The 18,117-nt window shown below is 64.9% G+C and carries 16 protein-coding genes; 13 read left to right on the top strand and 3 right to left on the bottom strand.

Features of this window, described 5'->3' with window-relative positions:
- Positions 1–197 precede the first annotated feature (197 nt).
- From chrA to EMQ25_RS04870, 3 genes are all read left to right on the top strand, one after another.
- Complete coding sequence (chrA, locus tag EMQ25_RS04860) at positions 198–1,565, top strand: chromate efflux transporter (protein WP_127187448.1); 1,368 nt, start codon at positions 198–200, stop codon at positions 1,563–1,565.
- A 164-nt stretch (positions 1,566–1,729) separates the two neighbouring features.
- The gene (locus EMQ25_RS04865; RefSeq protein WP_158625959.1) at positions 1,730–2,545 is read left to right on the top strand and encodes an IclR family transcriptional regulator; all 816 of its coding nucleotides are present in this window, start codon (positions 1,730–1,732) and stop codon (positions 2,543–2,545) included.
- 13 nt (positions 2,546–2,558) lie between these two features.
- A complete protein-coding gene (locus EMQ25_RS04870) occupies positions 2,559–4,337 on the top strand; it encodes a CoA-transferase (RefSeq protein WP_127187450.1) in 1,779 nt (592 codons plus the stop codon).
- A 5-nt stretch (positions 4,338–4,342) separates the two neighbouring features.
- Here the strand turns inward: EMQ25_RS04870 and EMQ25_RS04875 are convergent, their stop codons facing one another.
- The gene (locus EMQ25_RS04875) at positions 4,343–5,566 is read right to left on the bottom strand and encodes an enolase C-terminal domain-like protein (RefSeq protein ID WP_244606490.1); all 1,224 of its coding nucleotides are present in this window, start codon (positions 5,564–5,566) and stop codon (positions 4,343–4,345) included.
- A 16-nt stretch (positions 5,567–5,582) separates the two neighbouring features.
- On the bottom strand, positions 5,583–6,287 hold the full coding sequence (locus EMQ25_RS04880; protein ID WP_127187452.1) for a GntR family transcriptional regulator: 705 nt from the start codon (positions 6,285–6,287) through the stop codon (positions 5,583–5,585).
- Between the two features lie 246 nt (positions 6,288–6,533).
- Here EMQ25_RS04880 and EMQ25_RS04885 point away from each other — a divergent pair, with 246 nt between their 5' ends.
- From EMQ25_RS04885 to EMQ25_RS04925, 9 genes are all read left to right on the top strand, one after another.
- On the top strand, positions 6,534–7,562 hold the full coding sequence (locus EMQ25_RS04885) for a sugar ABC transporter substrate-binding protein (protein ID WP_127187453.1): 1,029 nt from the start codon (positions 6,534–6,536) through the stop codon (positions 7,560–7,562).
- A 69-nt stretch (positions 7,563–7,631) separates the two neighbouring features.
- Positions 7,632–8,612, top strand: a complete 981-nt coding sequence (locus EMQ25_RS04890) for an ABC transporter permease (RefSeq protein ID WP_127187454.1) — start codon at positions 7,632–7,634, stop codon at positions 8,610–8,612.
- Positions 8,602–10,128 (top strand): sugar ABC transporter ATP-binding protein, encoded by a 1,527-nt coding sequence (locus tag EMQ25_RS04895; protein ID WP_127187455.1) that lies wholly within the window; start codon positions 8,602–8,604, stop codon positions 10,126–10,128. Before EMQ25_RS04890 ends, EMQ25_RS04895 begins: the two co-directional genes overlap by 11 nt.
- A complete protein-coding gene (locus EMQ25_RS04900; protein ID WP_127187456.1) occupies positions 10,112–11,110 on the top strand; it encodes an ABC transporter permease in 999 nt (332 codons plus the stop codon). Before EMQ25_RS04895 ends, EMQ25_RS04900 begins: the two co-directional genes overlap by 17 nt.
- A 14-nt stretch (positions 11,111–11,124) precedes the next feature.
- The gene (locus EMQ25_RS04905; protein ID WP_127187457.1) at positions 11,125–11,910 is read left to right on the top strand and encodes an SDR family NAD(P)-dependent oxidoreductase; all 786 of its coding nucleotides are present in this window, start codon (positions 11,125–11,127) and stop codon (positions 11,908–11,910) included.
- Positions 11,911–11,928: 18 nt separating this feature from the next.
- Positions 11,929–13,134 carry a CaiB/BaiF CoA transferase family protein gene (locus tag EMQ25_RS04910; protein WP_127187458.1) on the top strand — a complete coding sequence of 402 codons (1,206 nt, stop codon included), beginning with the start codon at positions 11,929–11,931 and terminating at the stop codon, positions 13,132–13,134.
- A gap of 3 nt (positions 13,135–13,137) precedes the next feature.
- Positions 13,138–13,944: an enoyl-CoA hydratase/isomerase family protein gene (locus EMQ25_RS04915; protein ID WP_127187459.1), complete on the top strand. Its 807-nt coding sequence runs from the start codon at positions 13,138–13,140 to the stop codon at positions 13,942–13,944.
- A gap of 2 nt (positions 13,945–13,946) precedes the next feature.
- A complete protein-coding gene (locus EMQ25_RS04920; RefSeq protein WP_127187460.1) occupies positions 13,947–14,957 on the top strand; it encodes an aldose epimerase family protein in 1,011 nt (336 codons plus the stop codon).
- Between the two features lie 25 nt (positions 14,958–14,982).
- Positions 14,983–15,810 carry an SMP-30/gluconolactonase/LRE family protein gene (locus EMQ25_RS04925; RefSeq protein WP_127187461.1) on the top strand — a complete coding sequence of 276 codons (828 nt, stop codon included), beginning with the start codon at positions 14,983–14,985 and terminating at the stop codon, positions 15,808–15,810.
- A 143-nt stretch (positions 15,811–15,953) separates the two neighbouring features.
- Here the strand turns inward: EMQ25_RS04925 and EMQ25_RS04930 are convergent, their stop codons facing one another.
- Positions 15,954–17,138, bottom strand: coding sequence for an AI-2E family transporter (locus EMQ25_RS04930; RefSeq protein ID WP_244606491.1), 1,185 nt, complete (start codon positions 17,136–17,138; stop codon positions 15,954–15,956).
- A gap of 192 nt (positions 17,139–17,330) precedes the next feature.
- Here EMQ25_RS04930 and EMQ25_RS04935 point away from each other — a divergent pair, with 192 nt between their 5' ends.
- Positions 17,331–18,062: an SDR family oxidoreductase gene (locus tag EMQ25_RS04935; protein WP_425290226.1), complete on the top strand. Its 732-nt coding sequence runs from the start codon at positions 17,331–17,333 to the stop codon at positions 18,060–18,062.
- The last annotated feature ends 55 nt before the right edge of the window (positions 18,063–18,117 follow it).

The raw sequence follows: 18,117 nt of genomic DNA on the forward strand, positions 1-18,117 counted from the left end.
CTCCGGGGTCGCTGGATGCGATTGCTTGCCACCAAACGGCCCCAATCGGCCAGGGGTTGCTCGTCAATCTATGACATGAGCCTCCCATGCACGTTTTGCATGGCGCTTCATGTCGCAAATGTCATAGTTCGGCCAGTGCATTGACTCCGGCCCGCTGTCTGTCCACTCCCACTCTTGTCCGCACGGAGACAGAGACCATGGTAGCCCCCAGCACACGCGATTCCGAAGCGCCCGACCATCCCAGTTTTCTCGAGGCGCTCAAGGTGTGGGCCCGCATCGGGCTCCTCAGCTTCGGCGGTCCTGCCGGGCAGATCGCCCTGATGCACCGTACGCTCGTCGAGGAGAAGCGCTGGATCTCGGAGCGCCGTTTCCTGCACGCGCTCAACTATTGCATGTTGCTGCCGGGTCCCGAAGCGATGCAGCTCGCCACCTATGTCGGCTGGCTTCTGCATGGCACGCGGGGAGGCATCGTGGCCGGCGCGCTTTTCGTCCTGCCGGGCTTTCTCTGCATCGTCGTGCTCGCGGCGACTTATGCGATGTTCCAGTCGTCGGACGTGTTGGCAAGCCTCTTCTTCGGCTTGAAGGCCGCCATTCTCGCGATCGTCGTCGAGGCCGTCCTGCGGATCGGAAAACGGGCGCTCACCACACCTTTCAATCGCCTGGTCGCGCTTTTCGCGTTCCTTGCGCTTTTTGCCTTTTCAGTGCCGTTCCCTGTCGTCGTCCTCTCCGCAGGGCTGGCCGGATATATCGCGGCACGCTGGCGTCCGGACATGATCGCGACCAAGGCTCCGATCGGGGACGAGAGCGCCGTCATCCAGGATGGACCGGAAGATCGACGCGGGGCAGGGTGGGCGAGGGCGGGGCGGATCCTCTTGATCTGGGGAGGCCTTTGGGCCGCTCCGCTTCTCCTCATCCTGCCCTTGGCCGGACCGGCCAACGTCTGGACCTCGATCATGGGCTTTTTCTCCCAGATGGCCGTTGTCAGCTTTGGCGGTGCTTATGCCGTCCTCGCCTATGTCGCCCAGCAGGCAGTCGAAACCTATGGGTGGCTTGCGCCTGGAGAGATGCTGGATGGGCTGGCCCTCGCCGAAACCACGCCCGGTCCGCTGGTTCTCGTGCTGACCTATGTCGGCTTCCTCGCTGCTTTCCGCGAGGCGGGCGGTCTCGATCCGTTGCTGTCTGGAGTTCTGGGGGCCGGCCTGGCGACCTGGGTAACCTTCATTCCGTGCTTCCTCTGGATCTTCCTCGGCGCACCTCACATCGAGCGACTGCGCTCGAGCCCCGCCCTTGCAGGAGCCCTTGCCACCATCACTGCAGCGGTCGTGGGCGTCATCCTCAACCTCGCGATCTGGTTCGCGCTCCATGTGATCTTTGCCGAGGTGGGGACGGCCAGTTTCGGACCAATCTCGATGCCGCTTCCCGCGCTAGAGACCCTCGACCCTCTGGCTCTGGCCCTTGGGATCATCGCGGCGATGACGCTGTTTCTCTACAAGCTCGGCCTTCTGCCGACGCTCGCAATTTGCGGTGGCCTCGGGCTACTGCTCGGCGCTCTCGGCTTTATTTGAGATCGGTCGGCCTGCGGGCCCCGGCGTAGCGCGGCGTTTTCTAGTGTGAAAAGCGTTTGCAGGAATGAAAACGGCTGATAGGTTCCTGTCGGTGAGAACCGGAGGAGCCCCACGGTGAAGCAAGTTGCGAACGACCCGGTGGCCGGTCGCTGATGGCTCGGGCCATGATCGCAAACGAAGCCGAAGACGGAGCCGCGACGCGTCGCGCCTATTCCGTTCCTGCTGCCGAAAAGACCCTCGACATTCTCGAGTTCATGGTCCGACAGCCCGCTGGCATGACGATAACCGAGCTTGCAGTCGGCCTCGGGCGTAGCGTGCATGAGGTCTACCGGATCATACTGGTGTTGGAGGCGCGCGGGTATCTCTACCGCCCGGCCCAATCCGACAGGTATCGGGTCTCGCTCAAGATCTTCGAAATGGCCCACGAGATGAGCTCGGTCCGCCAGCTCACCGACGCCGCGCTGCCGGTCATGCAGACGCTGGCGCCCGCAACAATGCAGTCCTGCCACCTCGCAGTGCTCTCGGATCGGGACGCGCTGATCGTGCTGCAGATCGATTCACCCCTGCCCATGCGCTATTCGGTGATGCTCGGCGCCAAGTTCCAGTTCGAGGAGACGAGTTCCGGCGTCGTCGTCTTCGCGTTTTCGCCCCCAGAGCAGCGCGAGACGCTGCTTTCGAAGCTCGAGGCCGAGGGGCGGGACCGGGCCGACATCGAGAGCATCCGGCTCCGCGCTGAAGCCATCGCAGCCGATGGCTACGAGGTGAGGACGTCTCTCGCTGTCGGGGGCGTGACCAACATCTCCGTGCCGGTGTTCGATTATCTCGGCCACGTCGTCGCAGCACTCACGGTCCCCTACATGCCGCAACGCGCTGCCCTCGTGCCGCTGGACGCCGTCGTGGGACAGGTGATCCAGGCGGGCCGCGCCATATCAATCGAGCTCGGAGCGGCCAACCGGCTGCCTCCGCTTCCCCCGCAATAGGCGGATCCTGCCCATGACCCTTTCGTCCGCCTCACGCTCGCTTGCCAGATCGAACACGCCTGCGTTCGAAACGCTCCAGTGCCTTGCCGCCCGCGTAAAGAGTGGCTCGCGTCTTGGGATTGGGGGGCACCATTTTGCCCGACTGCCGATGGCACTCTTGCGCGAGGTGATCGGGAACGGCGCGCGCGACCTTCACTATTTTGCGTGGGCTGGCGGTTTGCCGCTCGAAATGCTGCTCGAAGCTGATGCGGTTCGCGCGATCGACCTCTGCTTTTCCAGTCTCGACATTTTCGGGCTTGCCCCACGCTTCCGCGTCGCCGCGGAAACGGGCACCATCCCGGTCACGGACTGGCCGGCCCTCGCGATGATCGAGGCGTTCAACGCCCGACGGCAGAACCTGCCCTTCATGCCGGTCCAGATTCCTGCCGGCTCGACCATGGCCGAGCGCTGCCCCGCGCTTTCCTTTCATCGCGATCCGCAGTCGGGGCGTCTTGTCGGGCTCGTGGCTGCGCAGGAACTCGACACGGTGCTCATCCACGCACCGCGCGCGGACCGTTCCGGCAATGTTGAAATCGTCGGCGCCCGGGCACTCGATCTCGCCATCGTCGGCGCTGCCCGGCAGGTGCTCGTCACGGTCGACGAGATCGTTGAGGACGGTAGCCTCGGGCAGTCTGGCCGCCATGCGATCATTACCCGCAATCTGGTGACGGCGATCGCCGAAGTGCCGGGCGGTGCTTGGCCGACCTCCTGTCTCCCGCACTACGTCACCGACTATGCCGCGATCGCAAGCGCGCTGGGGGAGAGTGCGGGCTCACTTCTCGATAGGCTTGCCTGCCCGCAGGGCGAACCGGGGGCGTATCTGTGCAACGCGGCGCTCCTGAGCGCAGTCGATCCGGAGCCCTTCCGTGCTCCAGCTTTGGATGCGGCTCGCCCGGCAACCATCGACGAGATCATGGCCACGCGGATCGCGATGCTGCTGGATAACGAAAGCTTTGCCAGCAGCGGGGCAGTGTCGCCGCTCGCCAATGTTGCCTATCGGTTGGCCAAGGCCAGCCACGCCCCCCGCGCGCTACTCACCACCTTCACCTGCGGCCATGTCGACATCGCCCCGGGCACGATGACGCTGAGCCTCCTCGAGCCCATGGATGCCGCGAGTGCCGTCGCTCATTGCGGCGGCGACGACACCTACTTCGCCTATTATCAGGCGGGTCTCGTCACCCACGAGATCATCGGGGCGGCCCAGGTCGACGGGGCGGGCCGAACCAACAATCTCGAGCTCACCAAACCCTCTGGCGGCAAGCTGCGGCTTCCCGGGCAGGGCGGCATGTCCGACGTCGCCAACATGCATGCCAATTATATCGTCTACGTGCCCCGCCACAGCCCTTCGGCGCTGGTGCGCGAGGTCGAAACCATCAGCTCGGCGCGCGGCGTGCTGTCCGCAGACGACCGCGAGGCGGCCGGGTACCGCCAGGGCACCGTGCTCCTGCTTACCAATCTCTGCCTCTTCAGGCTCGATCCCGAAACGGGGCATTTCGCTGTGGTCGAGATCATGCCGGGCGCCAGCCGAGAGGAGATCGTCGCCGAGACCGGCTTCCCGATCGTTTTCGATCCGGACTGCGTCACCTGGTCCGGGCCGGATTTGGAGCAGTTGCGCCTCCTGCGCGAGGAGATCGATCCGCTCGGCCTGCGCCGGCTCGAATTCGTAGGCGCCCGGGACCGCGCGCCACTGCTTGCCGAAATTCTCGAACGTGACCGCAAAGGCACGGCCGCGCTGATCGCCCGTCGCGCCTGAAGTGGTCAGCGTGCCCGAGGATCCGCCCAGCGCTGCTCGGGCAGCACGGCGTACCAGTCCGGTCGGGTCGGGTCGCGGTCATAGGTGTAGCCGCCGACTTCGCGATAGTGCTCGGCATACTGGGCGAGCTTTTCGCGGTCGAGCTCCACCCCCAGCCCGGGCCCCTGAGGCACGGCGATGGACCCATCGACATACTTCATCTTCCCCCCGACGATGACGTCGTCGACGAGGTGATGGTAGTGGGCATCGGCCGCAAAGGAGAGGTTGGAGAGGGCGGCGCCCAGGTGCAGCATGGAGGCGAGCTGGATGCCAAGTTCGCCGGATGAATGCACCGAGGCCCCGTACTGGAAGGTTTCGAGAACCTGCCCGGCCTTGTGCGCCTGGCGAAGGCCGCCCCAGAAGGTCGTGTCGAGGAGGACGACATCGATGGCTTCGAGGCGTATATTTGTTGCAAGTTGCTCAAAGTTGACGACCACGGTGTTCGTCGCGGTCGGGATGCGGACGAAGTTACGCACCCGGCGCATGCCCTCGAGCCCCCAGGTCGGATCTTCGAAATAGTCGTTGCGCAAATCCTCGATGGCGCGCCCAACCCGGATCGCCTCCTCGACGGACCAGGCGGCATTGGGATCAAGCCTCAGCCCGTCATTGGGAAACGCTGCGCCGAGCGCCCGCGTCACCTCGACGTCATGGTCGGGCGCGAACACGCCGCCCTTGAGCTTGTGCGCCTTGAAGCCATGCTCGGCTTTTAGCGCGCGGGCATGCGCGACGATCTCCTCGGGGTCCACCTCGCCCCCGCGGCCGGTCTTCTCGTCGGGCAGGCGGTAGAAAAGATAGCTCGCAAAGGGGACGCGCTCGCGCATCGCGCCGCCCAGCAGATCGCAGGCGCGGATCCCCAGATGTTTGCCCGCCGCATCCATGCACGCCATTTCGAGCGCGGCATGGATCTGCATCCGGTTGTTGTAGAGCGACGCGGTGGGGTTCATGATCTTCCAGCGCATCTGCTCGAGCTGCAGGGGATCATGACCCTTGAGATAGGGCAGGAGGCCGCGAACAGCGGCCTCGGCGGATTCTCCACCGCCGCCGAGCTCCCCGAGACCGATGATGCCATTGTCGGTCTCGACCTCGACGACGGTGCGGATAAAGCGCCCCCAATGCGCGCCGATGGCGTGGCGCAGCGGGGCCTCCAGCGGCATGGCAACCGTGGTGGCGCGGACGTCGACGATCTTCACTTGCGTCAATCCTTCATTATGAGCGCGGCTCCGGCGCTGCTGTTTCGCTTGCGGCACTCGCCATGGCGGCCTGCATCGCGCCGAGCACCGTTCTCAGATGATCCTGCATGGCGCGCGCTGCCCCGTCTCCGTCACCCCTCTCGACCGCATCGATCATGGACGCATGGTCGGAGATGATGTCCTGGCTCCGTCGCGGCCAGTTGAGGGTGACGTAGCGCAGCCTGTTGAGGTGGACCTTGAGGTCCTCGAGTTCTTCCGCGACGCTTTCGAGGCCCGCAATGACGTGGAGCCTGTTGTGAAAGGCTTCGTCGCGATCGAAGAACCATGGTGCGTCGTTCCGGCGCGCGGCGACCGCCTGGTCCTCCACGATCTCGCGCAGAGCCGCAATGTCGCTGGCACTGGCCTTGAGGGCGGCGCGGCGCACGACTTCAACCTCGACGACCTCTCGGATCAGCTGAGCGGCCTTCACCTTCTCGATACGGATGGGGGCGACGCGCGTGCCGCTCTGGGGGTAGATTTCAACGAGCCCAAGGCCGGCAAGGCGCAGCAAGGCTTCGCGCACCGGGGTGCGGGATACGCCCAGGCGTGCGGCGATCTCTGCCTCGCGGATGGGTTCGGTGGGGCGCAGGACGCCCATCACGATGTCCTGGCGCAGCAGTTCGAACACGTTCTGGGCCGTCGAGCGGGTCTTTACCTGCGGCGCGGGGTCGGTAGCGAACATCTACTGCCTCTGCTCGGGCCAACTGCACCGATTCGGTTTCACACAGCTCCGGGTAAAGCCTGACCGGCCGCGCCATCAACTCCGCTACCCCGTCCAAAGCGCCTTGGCGGCGACACTGGACAACTAAAACGTACTAATATATTAGTGTCCCAACCCGGTCAATGGCCGGGGGCGCCGCCGGGGCAGTGGACAGGGTCCGCGCACGGCGAGGAGAGCGCCAAGGGTTCATCAAAGGGAGGAAACGGGATGTTCAGGATCCCCGTCACACTGCTCGCCGCCACGGCCACCATCGCCGTCATGTCCGCTACGGCGGTTCAGGCTCAGGAGATCCCGGAGCGGATCGGCTATGTGGTCAATTATGCGACCCATGAATGGTATCAGAACGTCATCAAGGGGATGACCGACCGGGCCAACGAACTCGGGATCGAGCTCGAGGTTCGCGACGCCAACCAGGATGCGGCCCGTCAGGTTTCCGCTGCCGAGGACTTCATGTCCCAGGGCGTCGACGTGCTGATCATCACCCCGGTCAACGAAGATGGCGTCGTGCCGCTGCTGCGCCGTGCCGCCCAGGATGACATTCCGGTCGTGCTCGAGGGCAATCCCGTGCGCGGCATGACCACCATGGTCGCCATCTGCGACTATGATACGGGCTACCACGCCGGCGTCGCCGCTGGTGAGTATGCGCGGGACAATTTCGACGGCCAGGCACGCGTCATGAATGTCGGACTGCCGCTGCTTTCGGCGACCGTCCTGCGTTCTGAAGGCTTCATGGACGGGCTGCGCACCATCCTGCCCGAGGCTGAGATGGTTCACGATCTCGACGGTGGCGGTAACCCCGACCGCGCGCTCGAAGTCTCCTCTGCAGCGCTCGCGCAGAACAGCGACATCAACATCATCTATGGCATCAACGACAACTCCGCCCAGGGCGGCCTGCAGGCCTGGAAAGCCTCTGGTCGGTCCCAGGATGGCCTGCTCGTCGTTGGTACGGGCGGCGAGGGCCTCGGCTTCATCAATCTGATGGCCACCGAGCCGGCCTACCAGATCGAAGCTGCAATGTTCCCCGAGAAGGTCGGTTACACCACGATCGACGCTGCCGTCAGCCTCTTCAACGGCGAGGAAGTTCCCGAGCACATCGTCAGCCCCACCGCCACCATGATTGGCGACGAGTGGCAGCAGTACTACTCGGTCGAAGGCACGACGCGCAGCATCAACTGGGAAAACGTCAACGCCGTACCGGCTGCCGACGCCTGCATGAAGACGGCTGCCGACCTCTAGGCGCCTTCGAACCTGCCGGGGCCTTCGGGCTCCGGCACCTTTCATCGTTCATAGCCGGATCCGCGTTCCATGACCGAGACCGCAAGTTCCGTCGCGCCGCCGAGCCGGCTACGCGCCTTGACGGGTAACAACGAGATCGTACTGATCGTCATTCTGGCCGTGCTCTGCGTCCTGATATCGATCGGCGCCCCGCAATTCTATTCCGTCGAGAATGTCGTCGCGATCCTGCGCCAATGCGCGCTGGTGCTGATCGTCGCCTCGGGCATGACGATGCTGCTGATCGCGGCTGAGGTCGACCTTTCGGTAGGCGCCTCGCTCGCCTTTTCCGGCGTCGTCGCGATGGATGTTACCAACAAGACCAATAGCGTGCTGCTCGGCGGACTGGCCGGTATCGCATTCGGCGCTTCGGTGGGGCTCTTCAACGGGCTCGTCGTCACGCGGCTCAGGGTCAACTCGCTGATCGCGACCATCGCCACCATGATGATCCTGCAGGGCGGCATCTATCTTTACACCCGCGAAGCCGTCCAGAACCGGCACTCGATCCGGCTCTTCACCGATCTTTCCACGGGCTATGTCGGGCCGGTTCCGGTCCCGGTGATCATAGCGGCGCTCGTTTTCATCGCCTGCTATGTCGTTCTCCGCCACACCATGGTCGGCCGCTACATCTACGCCGTGGGGGCCAACGAGAAGGCGGCGCGGCTCTCGGGCCTGCGCTCGGAACGGCTGAAGCTCGGCGTATTCGTCTTCACCGGCATGCTTGTCGGGCTCGCCGGGCTGCTGCTTGCATCACTGATGAACACGGGCCAGCCGACCGCCGGACGCGGGTTCGAACTGCAGGTCATCGCGGCCGTCATCCTCGGGGGGACGAGCCTGATGGGCGGGCGCGGCACGCTTATCGGAACGCTGCTGGCCGTGCTCGTCCTCAAGGTCATTGACAACGGCATCATCATCCTGCGCTGGAACCAGGACCTTCAGATGATCGTGCCCGGCCTCGTCATCATCGGAGCCACCTGGCTCGATCTCGTGCGGAGGAAATCCGATGCTCGATGAAGCCCGGACCGGACATGCAGCGGCCATCGACACCTCCATCCCGGCCCTCGAGATGGTCGGGATCGGCAAGCGGTTTCCCGGCGTCCTTGCGCTCGAAAACGTCGATCTCCGGCTCGAGCCGGGCAAGGTCCACGCGCTCATGGGCGAGAACGGCGCGGGCAAGTCCACGCTGATCAAGATCCTCGCCGGCGTCTATGAAAAGGATGTCGGCACCATCCGCATTGCCGGCCGCGAAGTCGAAATCCGCACCCCGCGCGATGCCCTGAGCCAGGGCATCAAGGTGGTGTTTCAGGAGATCGCCCTGATCCCGGAGTTCACCGTCGCCGAGAACATTTTCCTCGAGGATTATCCGACCTCCGGCGCCGGCAACATCCGCTGGCGCAAGATCCGGGACGATGCTGCGGCGCTCTTTGATCGCATAGGCTTCAAGGTCAATCCCGATGCGCGCACCGGCGACCTGCCCGTCAGCCAGCAGCAGATGGTCGAGATCGCTCGCGCGCTGGCGTCCGAAGCGCGCATCGTCGTCATGGACGAGCCGACCTCCTCGCTCACGCCGACCGAAGTGGAGATGCTCTTCAGCGTCATCCGGCGGCTGACGAGCCTCGGCATCGCTATCCTCTATGTCAGCCACAAGCTCGACGAGATCTTCGAGATCGCCGACACGGTCACGGTCCTCCGCGACGGGCGTCACATCTCCACTCAGCCCAAGACCGCGCACACCAGCGATACGCTCATCCGGGACATGATCGGGCGCCAGATCGGCGACCTCTTTCCCCGCTCGCGCGGCGCGGGCACTGGCGATGTGGTCGTCGGCGTCAGCGGTCTAAGCACTGCAAAGCTTGCAGACATCGCCTTCGAGGCGAGGGCAGGGGAGGTGCTGGGCGTTTTCGGGCTCATGGGCGCCGGCCGCACCGAGCTTGCCAAGGCGCTCGTCGGCTACGACCCCATCCGCACAGGCACCATCACGATCGGCGGCAGCCCGCTCTGTCCGCACGACACCCGCACTGCCGTGTCGCTCGGCATCGGGTTGCTGACCGAGGACCGGAAAACCGAGGGGCTCATGCTCGAGCTCCCCGTCATGCACAATATGAGCCTCGCCTCGCTCGGCCGGTTCGCCAATATGAGCTTTCTCGACGAGAAGCGTGAGCGCTCGGCCGTACAGGAATTCGTCGACCGCTTCCGGGTCAAGACCCCGAGCCTCGAGCAGCACATCAAGAACCTCTCGGGCGGCAACCAGCAAAAGGTGCTGCTCGCCCGCTGGCTGATGCGCGGGCTCAAGGTCATCGTCGTCGACGAACCCACGCGCGGTATCGATGTCGGCGCGAAATCGGAAATCTTCGCGCTCATCGACAGGCTGGCCGCCGAAGGACTGGCAGTCATCATGATGACTTCGGAAATGCCCGAGCTGCTCGGGCTCAGCGACCGGATCATGGTGATGGCCGAGGGCCGCATCACAGCCACCATGGGCCGGGACGAGGCCACTCAGGAGAAGATCCTCAATGCCGCAATCGCCTGACCTTGCCCTCGCTCCGCGCCCGGCCCCGAGCATCCTTGCAACGCTTGCGCGCCGCAACGAGGTTGCGCTGCTGATCTGCCTGCTCGCGCTGATCATCTTCTTCTCGCTCGCGTCCTCGAGCTTCCTGACGCCCCGCAACCTCACCAACGTGCTCGGGCAGGCCTCGCTTGCCATGGTCGCCGGGGTGGGGGTCGCCATCGTCGTCATGTCTGGCGAGATCGACGTCTCGATCGGCTCGCTTGCGGGCGCCGTCGGCATTCCGCTCGTCACCATCATGAACATGACCGAATCCCTGCCGCTGGGGATTGCCGGCGCGCTCCTGCTGGCGCTCGTGGTGGGCGTGGTGAATGGCTATCTCGTCGCTTATCTTGGCATCAATTCTCTGATTGCGACCCTGGGAACCATGTTCATCATCCGGGGTGGCATTTATCTCTACACCGGCCAGCGCTCGATCCCGGACACCGCCTATCTCGAGGAGTTCTTCCAGCTCGGCAACGGCCGGTTCTTCGACTTCCTGCCCTATCCTGCGCTGATCTCGCTGATCATCCTCGCCATCTTCATCTATGTGATGCGCATGCGGCCCTTCGGCCGGCAGATCTACGCGGTCGGCGGCAATCCCGAAGTGGCCCGGCTTGCCGGCTTCGATGTCAGGCGTGTGAAGTTCATCTGCCTCGTGATCTCGGCGCTGCTCGCGGGGGTCGCAGGCATCCTGCTCTCTTCGCGGCTCGGTTCAGCCGTCCATGTCGCGGGGCTAGGCTTCGAGTTCCAGGTCGTCGCTGCAGTCGTCCTTGGCGGGGTGAGCCTCGCTGGCGGTGTCGGTAGCCTGGTGGGGGTTGCGCTCGGCGTGCTCATCCTCTCATTTCTGTCGAACGGGCTGGGCATGCTGAACCTTGCCACGGAGTGGCAGCTCGTCGTCACCGGGGGCATCATCATCGCGGCGGTCGCGTTCGATGAGTTCAAGCGCCGCAACCAGAAGCAGTGAGGGAGGGCAGGGCCATGGGACGGCTTGAAAGCAAGATTGCAATCGTCACCGGCGGCGCGGACGGCATCGGCTTCGCGATCTCCGAGGGGTTTGCCCGCGAGGGCGCGACGGTCTGGCTCTCCGATGTCGACGATGAAAAGGGCGAGGCCGCCGTCCGACGCCTCACCGATGCTGGCGGCAAGGCCCGCTATCGCCATTGTGACGTCGCCGAGGAGGCCGATATCAGGGCGCTGGTCGAAGGCGCAATCGCCGAGCACGGCCGGCTCGACATTCTCGTCAACAATGCCGCCATCGCCATTGGTGGCATGCCGGTCCACGAGATGACGGACGAGCAATGGCACCGCCTGATCGCGGTCAACCTGACCTCGGTCTTTCGCGGCTGCAAGTTCGCGCTGCCACAGATGATCGCCCAGAATTCGGGCTCCATCATCAACATGGCCTCCGCGCAGGGCCATATCGGGCTCGATGGCTGGACCGCCTATGCCGGCGCCAAGGGGGCCGTGATGGCCATGACGCGCCAGATGGCCGTCGAATTCGGCCCGCACAACATTCGCGTCAACTCGATTTCGCCGGGCACGATCAATACGCCCATGAACGAGAAGATCGTTGCCGAGCTCGGCGATCAGGTCGCTCGCGCGTGGGTCAAGATGCACCCTATCGGGCGCATCGGCAAACCTTCCGAAGTCGCCGAGGCCGCGATCTATCTCGCGTCGGACGCGGCCGGCTTCACCACCGGCACGGATCTGCGCGTCGATGGCGGCCTCACCGCCGCCCCGCGCTACGTGCCCGACCTCGTCTAACCGAACGGAAAGTCTTTCATGAACAAGGCCCTCAACGGCGTCACCATCCTCGATTTCAGCCATCTGCTGCAGGGGCCGTTCGCCACCCAGCTTCTGGCCGACATGGGCGCCAACGTCATCAAGATCGAGCGCGCCGGCTCGGGCGACATGTTCCGGTCGATGACCTTTTTCGCCAAATGGGTCGGCGGCTCGGAGAGCCCGAACTTTCTGGCCTGGAACCGCAACAAGCGCTCGCTCGCCCTTAACCTCAAGAGCCCCGAAGTCCATGCCATCATCATGGAGATGGCGAAAAAGGCCGATGTCGTGGTGCAGAATTTCCGCCCCGGCGTCCTCGCCAAGCTCGGCTACGGGTATGAGGACTTCAAGGCGGTCAATCCCGGCATTATCTATTGCTCGGGCTCAGGCTATGGCGAGGACGGCCCCTACGTCACCCGCCCCGGCCAGGACATGCTGATCCAGGGGCTGTCGGGCCTCATGGCCAATACCGGCCGCGGCGACCAGAACCCGGTGCCGGTCGGCGCTGGCCTCGCCGACCAGATCGGCGCCATGAACATGGTCTATGGCATCCTCTCGGCGCTCTACTATCGCGAGAAGACGGGCATCGGCCAGAAGATCGAGGTCAACCTGCTCGCCGGGCTCATCGCCCACCTCAATCAGGAATATGTCGGTGTCCTTAATCTCGGCGAGGATTTCGTCCGGCCCAATTCGGGCATCGGCCATCCGGGCATGCAGGCGCCGTTCGGCGTTTACGAGACCGCCGATGGCGGCTACGTCACCATCGCCATGAGTCCCTTTAAGACTCTCTACGAAACCCTCGAAGCGCCTGCGCTTGCTGTCTACGATGATCTGGGCACGCTCTTCGAAAAGCGCGACGAGGTGTGGGAGAAGGTCAACGCGGAGACCAAGAAGTTCGGCACGGCCGACCTTCTCGATCGCCTGCTCGCAGCCGACATCTGGTGCGCCGAGGTCAAGGACATCCGCAAGGCCGCCGAAGACCCGCAGGTCACCCACCTGGGGCTCATCACCAGCTATGAGCATCCGCGCGCCGGTACCGTGCGCGTCGTCGGGCCTGCCATCCGCATGAGCGAGACGCAGCCGACCATTGACCGGCCGGCGCCACTGGTCGGCCAGCACGGCCGCGAAATTCTCGCCGAATTCGGCATTTCTGCCGAAACGATCGCGAGGCTCGAAGAAGGCGGCGACATGACCGTCTCGGAGGCCTGATCCGTGGCCTATGAAACCCTGACTGTCGAGCAGCGCGGCCGCGTCGCGCTCGTCACCTTCCGCCGGGCCGACCAGCTCAACGCCATGAACCGGCTCATGCAGTCCGAGATCACGACGGCGTTCGAAGCGCTCTCGCTCGATCCCGGCATTGGGGCCATCGTCGTCACGGGCGAGGGGCGGGGCTTCATGGCCGGTGCCGACATCAAGGAATACGCCGCCCAGACTGGCCCCGAATTCGATGCCTTCCAGCAGAATGGCGGGCGGATGTACGCTGCCATCGAGAACAACGCCAAACCGGTGATCGCGGCGGTCAACGGCTTCGCGCTCGGGGGCGGGTTCGAGCTCGTCCTCTGCTGCGACATCGTGATCGCATCCGAAACCGCCAAGATGGGCCTGCCCGAGATCAAGCTCGGACTGATCCCCGGCGGCGGCGGCACACAGCGCAGTGTCGGCAAGCTCGGTCGCAACCGCGCCCACATGCTTTTAATGACCGGCGCGATCATGCCTGCCGCCGAATTCGTCGTGCCCGGCCTCGTCAATGAACTGCTTGCCCCCGATGCCGTGCTGCCGCGCGCTATCGAGATCGCCGGCCTCATCGCCGACGAGCCGCCCGCCGCCATAGAGGGCATGAAGGCGCTGACCGCGCTGGCGCTCGAGGGTGATCTCGAGAGCGGGCTCGTGCACGAGCGCGACCTCGTCACCGCTCTTTATCGCAGTCAGATCGGACAGCAACGCGTCCAGGAGTTTGCCGCCAAGAGCGCCGCCCGCGCCGCCGAAAAGGCGAAAGCGGCCGCAGCATCGGGAGAGTAGAAATGGGCGAGGAGTATCGCGGTCTGGGCTGGAAGCACGGCGCGCTGGTGGTCCAGCGCCAGGGCGCGATGCTCGCGCCGATCACCTTCCTTCTCGCCAATGGCGCGCAGGTCAGCCCCATGCATGTCGGCCCCTGGGCCGAGGAAGCGGGAATGGAGGCGCTTCCGGGGATTCTCAGGCGCTTGCGCGGCGAATGGCCCTGCGTGCCGTTCGGCTATGCCGTGCCGGGGGACGACGCTCCCGAGGCCTGGGCCCGCCACATGACGCCGCCCGCGCCCGATGAAGAGGTCCATGGCCTGAGCTCCAACGTCCCATGGACCTGGGGCGATTGTGACGCTGAAACGCTCCGCCTGTCCCTCGATTATCCCGAGGCCGATCCGGTTCGCCGCCTCGAGCGCATCGTCACGCCCGATCCCTCCGCGCCCGCTGTCGACGTTGAGCTTCGCATCGAGATCCGGCACGATTGCCGCCTGCCGATCGGGCTTCACCCCACCTTCCACCTGCCAGCCGAAGCCGGTGGCGCCACTCTTGAGCCCGGCAAGTTCGACCACGGCCGGACCTATCCCGGCACCGTGGAGCCGGGCGCGACGCTCTTTGCTATGGACGAAACTTTCGCCGATCTTTCAGCCGTCCCCGGCCGCGCCGGCGGCACGCGCGATGCAACGACGCTCCCCTTCGCCGAGGACATCGAGGAACTGCTCCAGCTCAACGGCGTCGCCGGCACCATGGCGCTCGCCAACCGCGCCGAAGGCTATCGCGTTCGCCTCTCTTGGCAGCCCGAGCATTTCCCCTCGGTGCTGCTTTGGTACTCCAATCGCGGGCGCAAGATGGCCCCGTGGAGCGGCCGCAACGTCTCGCTGGGCATAGAGCCCATCTGCTCGCCCTTCGGGCTCGGCATAGACACGGCTCAGGCCGACAACCCCGTCGCGGCTTCCGGCACGCCCACCGCGCGCGATTTCGTCGCAGGCGAAACCTTCGTCACCCGCTACCGGATCGAAGCCGAGCCGATCTGAGCTCACATTTCTCGGGAGGAAACCGATGCCAGTCTTGCCCATGAGCGCCGCGCGCGTTTTCTTCGATGGCACCTTTACCGATCCGCGCGTTGCTCACCCTGAGGGCGTTGCGGTTCATTCGGATGGCTCCATCTGGTGCGGCAACGAGATCGGCCAGCTCCTGCGGATCCCGGCCGACGGGTCGCGGGTCGAACTGATGGCCGAGACCGGCGGGTTCCTGCTCGGCATCGCCTTCGATCTTGCCGGCAATTGCTACGCCTGCGATCTCCGGCACAAGGCCGTCTTCCGCTACGACGCAGGCTCAGGCGCCATGGAGCGGTTCACCGAACCGGGCATTCTCGTTCCCAACTTCCCCGTCCTCGACGAGGCGAATAGCCATCTCTACGTCTCGGACAGCCGCGGCAATGGCAATATCGGCCCGGGCATCTATCGCTATGATCTCGCCACCGGCAAAGGCGGTGTCTGGTGCGATGCCGATTTCGACTTCGCCAACGGGATGTGCATGGACGCCGAGGGCAGGGGCCTCTACGTCGTCCAGTCCGACGTTCAACTGCTGAGCTATGTCCCGATCGAAGCCGACGGTCGTGCGGGCGAGCCGCGCGCAATTGCGGAGAACCTCGACAATGTTCCCGATGGTGTCGCGCTCGCGCCCGATGGCACGCTCTATGTCTCGTGCTACGAGCCCAGCCGCATCTACCGGCTGAAGCCCGGCGGCGCCCCCGAAATCTTCATCGAGGACCCGCATGCCACGACCATGGCGCATCCCACCAATGTGGCGCTCAAAGGCAACCGCATGTACACGGCCAATCTCGGGCGATGGCACATCACGGAGATCGATCTCGAAGGACTCTGAGCCCGAAAACCTGCCGCGTCGCGGGGACACGGCAGGTCTCTTGCCCCCGACACGGCGGCTGGGGATCGGCTGGGACGGGCAGTCGTCGCCGATCGCATTGCCGTGATAGCGGCGATTGCGTGAAGAGGCCTTGAACGACCGGTTCAGCCTGCGTTCAGCTTCGTGCTAATCCGGCTTTCTTCGGTCGTCTTCGCGTCCGCGATATCGAGTTCGCGGACCCACTCGCGCCAGATCGAGACTAGGAGCGCCATCAGCACCGGGCCGATGAAGAGCCCGAGAAACCCCATGGTCTTGACGCCGCCGATAAGCCCGAAGAACGTCGGGAGGAAAGGCAGCTTGATCGGTCCGCCGACGAGCTTGGGCCGAAGCGTCTTGTCGACGATGAAGAGTTCGACCGATCCCCAGACAAAGAGTGCAAGCCCTGCAACGGGCGAGCCGCTGGCGACGAGATAGAGCGACACCAGGGTGAACGAGAGCGGGGCGCCGCCGGGGATCAGCGCGGCGATGCCGGTGATCACCCCGAGCAGCACGGGCGAGGGCGCCCCGGCTATGGCATAGGCGATGCCCAGGATGATGCCTTCGCCGATCGCGATCAGCGTCATGCCGGTTACCGTCGAACTAATGGTGGCAGGAACGACACGCGAAATCCGGCTCCAGCGGGTCGGCAGGATGCGCTCGCCGAACCGGTCGAGCTGGCTCGCGAAATGCGCCCCGTCGCGATAGACGAAGAGCAGCGCAACCAGCATGAAAAGCAGCGCCAGCAGCAGGTTGAGCGCATTGGCGCCCGTCGCGAGCACACCGCGATAGATGTTGCCCAGATTATTCCCGCCCACGATTTGCAGCAGCTGTCCGATCGCGCCCGGCTGGCCGACATAGACCATCCACTGCTCGACCAGCCATTCCCCGATGAGCGGCGTCGTGAGGAACCACTCGGGCGCCGGCGCGCCCTGCGCATTGGCCGCGAGGCCCCAGTTCACCAGCTCCCGGATTTCGGCCACGGCATAAAAGACTGCGATCAGAACCGGCACGACGAGGAAGGTGACGATCGCCGCCAGCATCAGGCTCGCGGCCAGCGTCCGGTTGCCGTTCATCGCGGCAAGGACCCGTCGGTAGATCGGCCAGCTGGCAAATCCGATGACGAGCGCAGCGAGGACCGGTGCGAGGAAGCTGTGGAAGAAATAGACGAAGGCAATGAGCACCGCCAGCAACAGCCAGCGTGCGGCAGAGATCGGCGTCACGAGCGCCGAACGCGCCGGCGCCGCGAGGCCGAGAAGCCTCGGCTCCTGCTGGGGATGTGGGGGAGGCGGAGGGCTGACGATGTCACTCAACGCGGTTCTGCTCCTCGAACGGAAGCGAATCGTAGCAGGCGTCGCCCTGCGCGCCAAGCGCAGTGGCGAGGCAGGCGCTTCCGAAGAGCCCAAGGAAATATCAGGGCATTGCGCGTCGGCACGCGCATTTCACGTTCCGTGCGGGGGCGGGCTCCCCTATAGTCCGCCGCGCCAAAGAGTATTGGAGGAATTATGGGACGTCTGGACGGCAAGGTGAGCCTCATCACCGCAGCGGCACAAGGCATCGGCCGGGCCTCGGTGGAGGCGTTCGCCGCCGCCGGCTCGCGGGTCATCGCGACCGACATCAACGCTGAAAAGCTTGCCGAGCTCGAAGGCCTGCCGAATGTCGAGACGCGTATCCTGAACGTGCTCGACGACGCAGCGGTCAACGCGCTCGTCGCCGAAATCGGCCGCATCGACGTGCTGTTCAACTGCGCTGGCGTGGTTCATGGCGGCACGATCCTCGAAGCCACCGAGGCCGATCTGGATTTCGCCTTCAACCTGAACGTGAAGGCGCAGATCCGCGCCATCAAGGCCATTCTGCCAGGCATGGTCGAGCGCGGCGACGGCGCCATCATCAACATGGCGACGGTTGCGTCCTCGGTGAAGGGCGTGCCCAACCGCTTCGTCTATTCGGCCACCAAGGCGGCCGTGATCGGGCTCACGAAATCCGTGGCGGCCGATTTCGTAACCAAGGGCATCCGCGTCAACGCCATCTGCCCGGGGACCGTTGATTCTCCGTCTCTGCAGGAGCGGCTAAAGGCTACTGGCAATTACGAAAAAGCCCGTGCCGAGTTCAACGCGCGCCAGCCGATCGGGCGCATCGGAACCCCGGCCGAAATCGCCGACCTGGCGCTCTATCTCGCGACAGCGACCTATACGACCGGCCAGGTTCACGTGATCGATGGCGGCTGGACGGCCTGAGGCAAGTCGGCGGGGGCCCACCGGGTCCCCGCCCATACCATCATCATTGGCGCTC

Origin of the sequence: Arsenicitalea aurantiaca (assembly GCF_003994485.1) — a bacterium.
GTDB lineage: Bacteria > Pseudomonadota > Alphaproteobacteria > Rhizobiales > Devosiaceae > Arsenicitalea > Arsenicitalea aurantiaca.

What these genes read in the sequence shown, in the direction of transcription:
- chrA (WP_127187448.1), top strand. Translation starts at nt 198, where the DNA reads ATGGTAGCCCCCAGCACACGCGATTCCGAAGCGCCCGACCATCCCAGT.
- EMQ25_RS04865 (WP_158625959.1), top strand. Translation starts at nt 1,730, where the DNA reads ATGATCGCAAACGAAGCCGAAGACGGAGCCGCGACGCGTCGCGCCTAT.
- EMQ25_RS04870 (WP_127187450.1), top strand. Translation starts at nt 2,559, where the DNA reads ATGACCCTTTCGTCCGCCTCACGCTCGCTTGCCAGATCGAACACGCCT.
- EMQ25_RS04880 (WP_127187452.1), bottom strand. Translation starts at nt 6,287, where the DNA reads ATGTTCGCTACCGACCCCGCGCCGCAGGTAAAGACCCGCTCGACGGCC.
- EMQ25_RS04885 (WP_127187453.1), top strand. Translation starts at nt 6,534, where the DNA reads ATGTTCAGGATCCCCGTCACACTGCTCGCCGCCACGGCCACCATCGCC.
- EMQ25_RS04890 (WP_127187454.1), top strand. Translation starts at nt 7,632, where the DNA reads ATGACCGAGACCGCAAGTTCCGTCGCGCCGCCGAGCCGGCTACGCGCC.
- EMQ25_RS04895 (WP_127187455.1), top strand. Translation starts at nt 8,602, where the DNA reads ATGCTCGATGAAGCCCGGACCGGACATGCAGCGGCCATCGACACCTCC.
- EMQ25_RS04900 (WP_127187456.1), top strand. Translation starts at nt 10,112, where the DNA reads ATGCCGCAATCGCCTGACCTTGCCCTCGCTCCGCGCCCGGCCCCGAGC.
- EMQ25_RS04905 (WP_127187457.1), top strand. Translation starts at nt 11,125, where the DNA reads ATGGGACGGCTTGAAAGCAAGATTGCAATCGTCACCGGCGGCGCGGAC.
- EMQ25_RS04910 (WP_127187458.1), top strand. Translation starts at nt 11,929, where the DNA reads ATGAACAAGGCCCTCAACGGCGTCACCATCCTCGATTTCAGCCATCTG.
- EMQ25_RS04920 (WP_127187460.1), top strand. Translation starts at nt 13,947, where the DNA reads ATGGGCGAGGAGTATCGCGGTCTGGGCTGGAAGCACGGCGCGCTGGTG.
- EMQ25_RS04925 (WP_127187461.1), top strand. Translation starts at nt 14,983, where the DNA reads ATGCCAGTCTTGCCCATGAGCGCCGCGCGCGTTTTCTTCGATGGCACC.
- EMQ25_RS04935 (WP_425290226.1), top strand. Translation starts at nt 17,331, where the DNA reads ATGGGACGTCTGGACGGCAAGGTGAGCCTCATCACCGCAGCGGCACAA.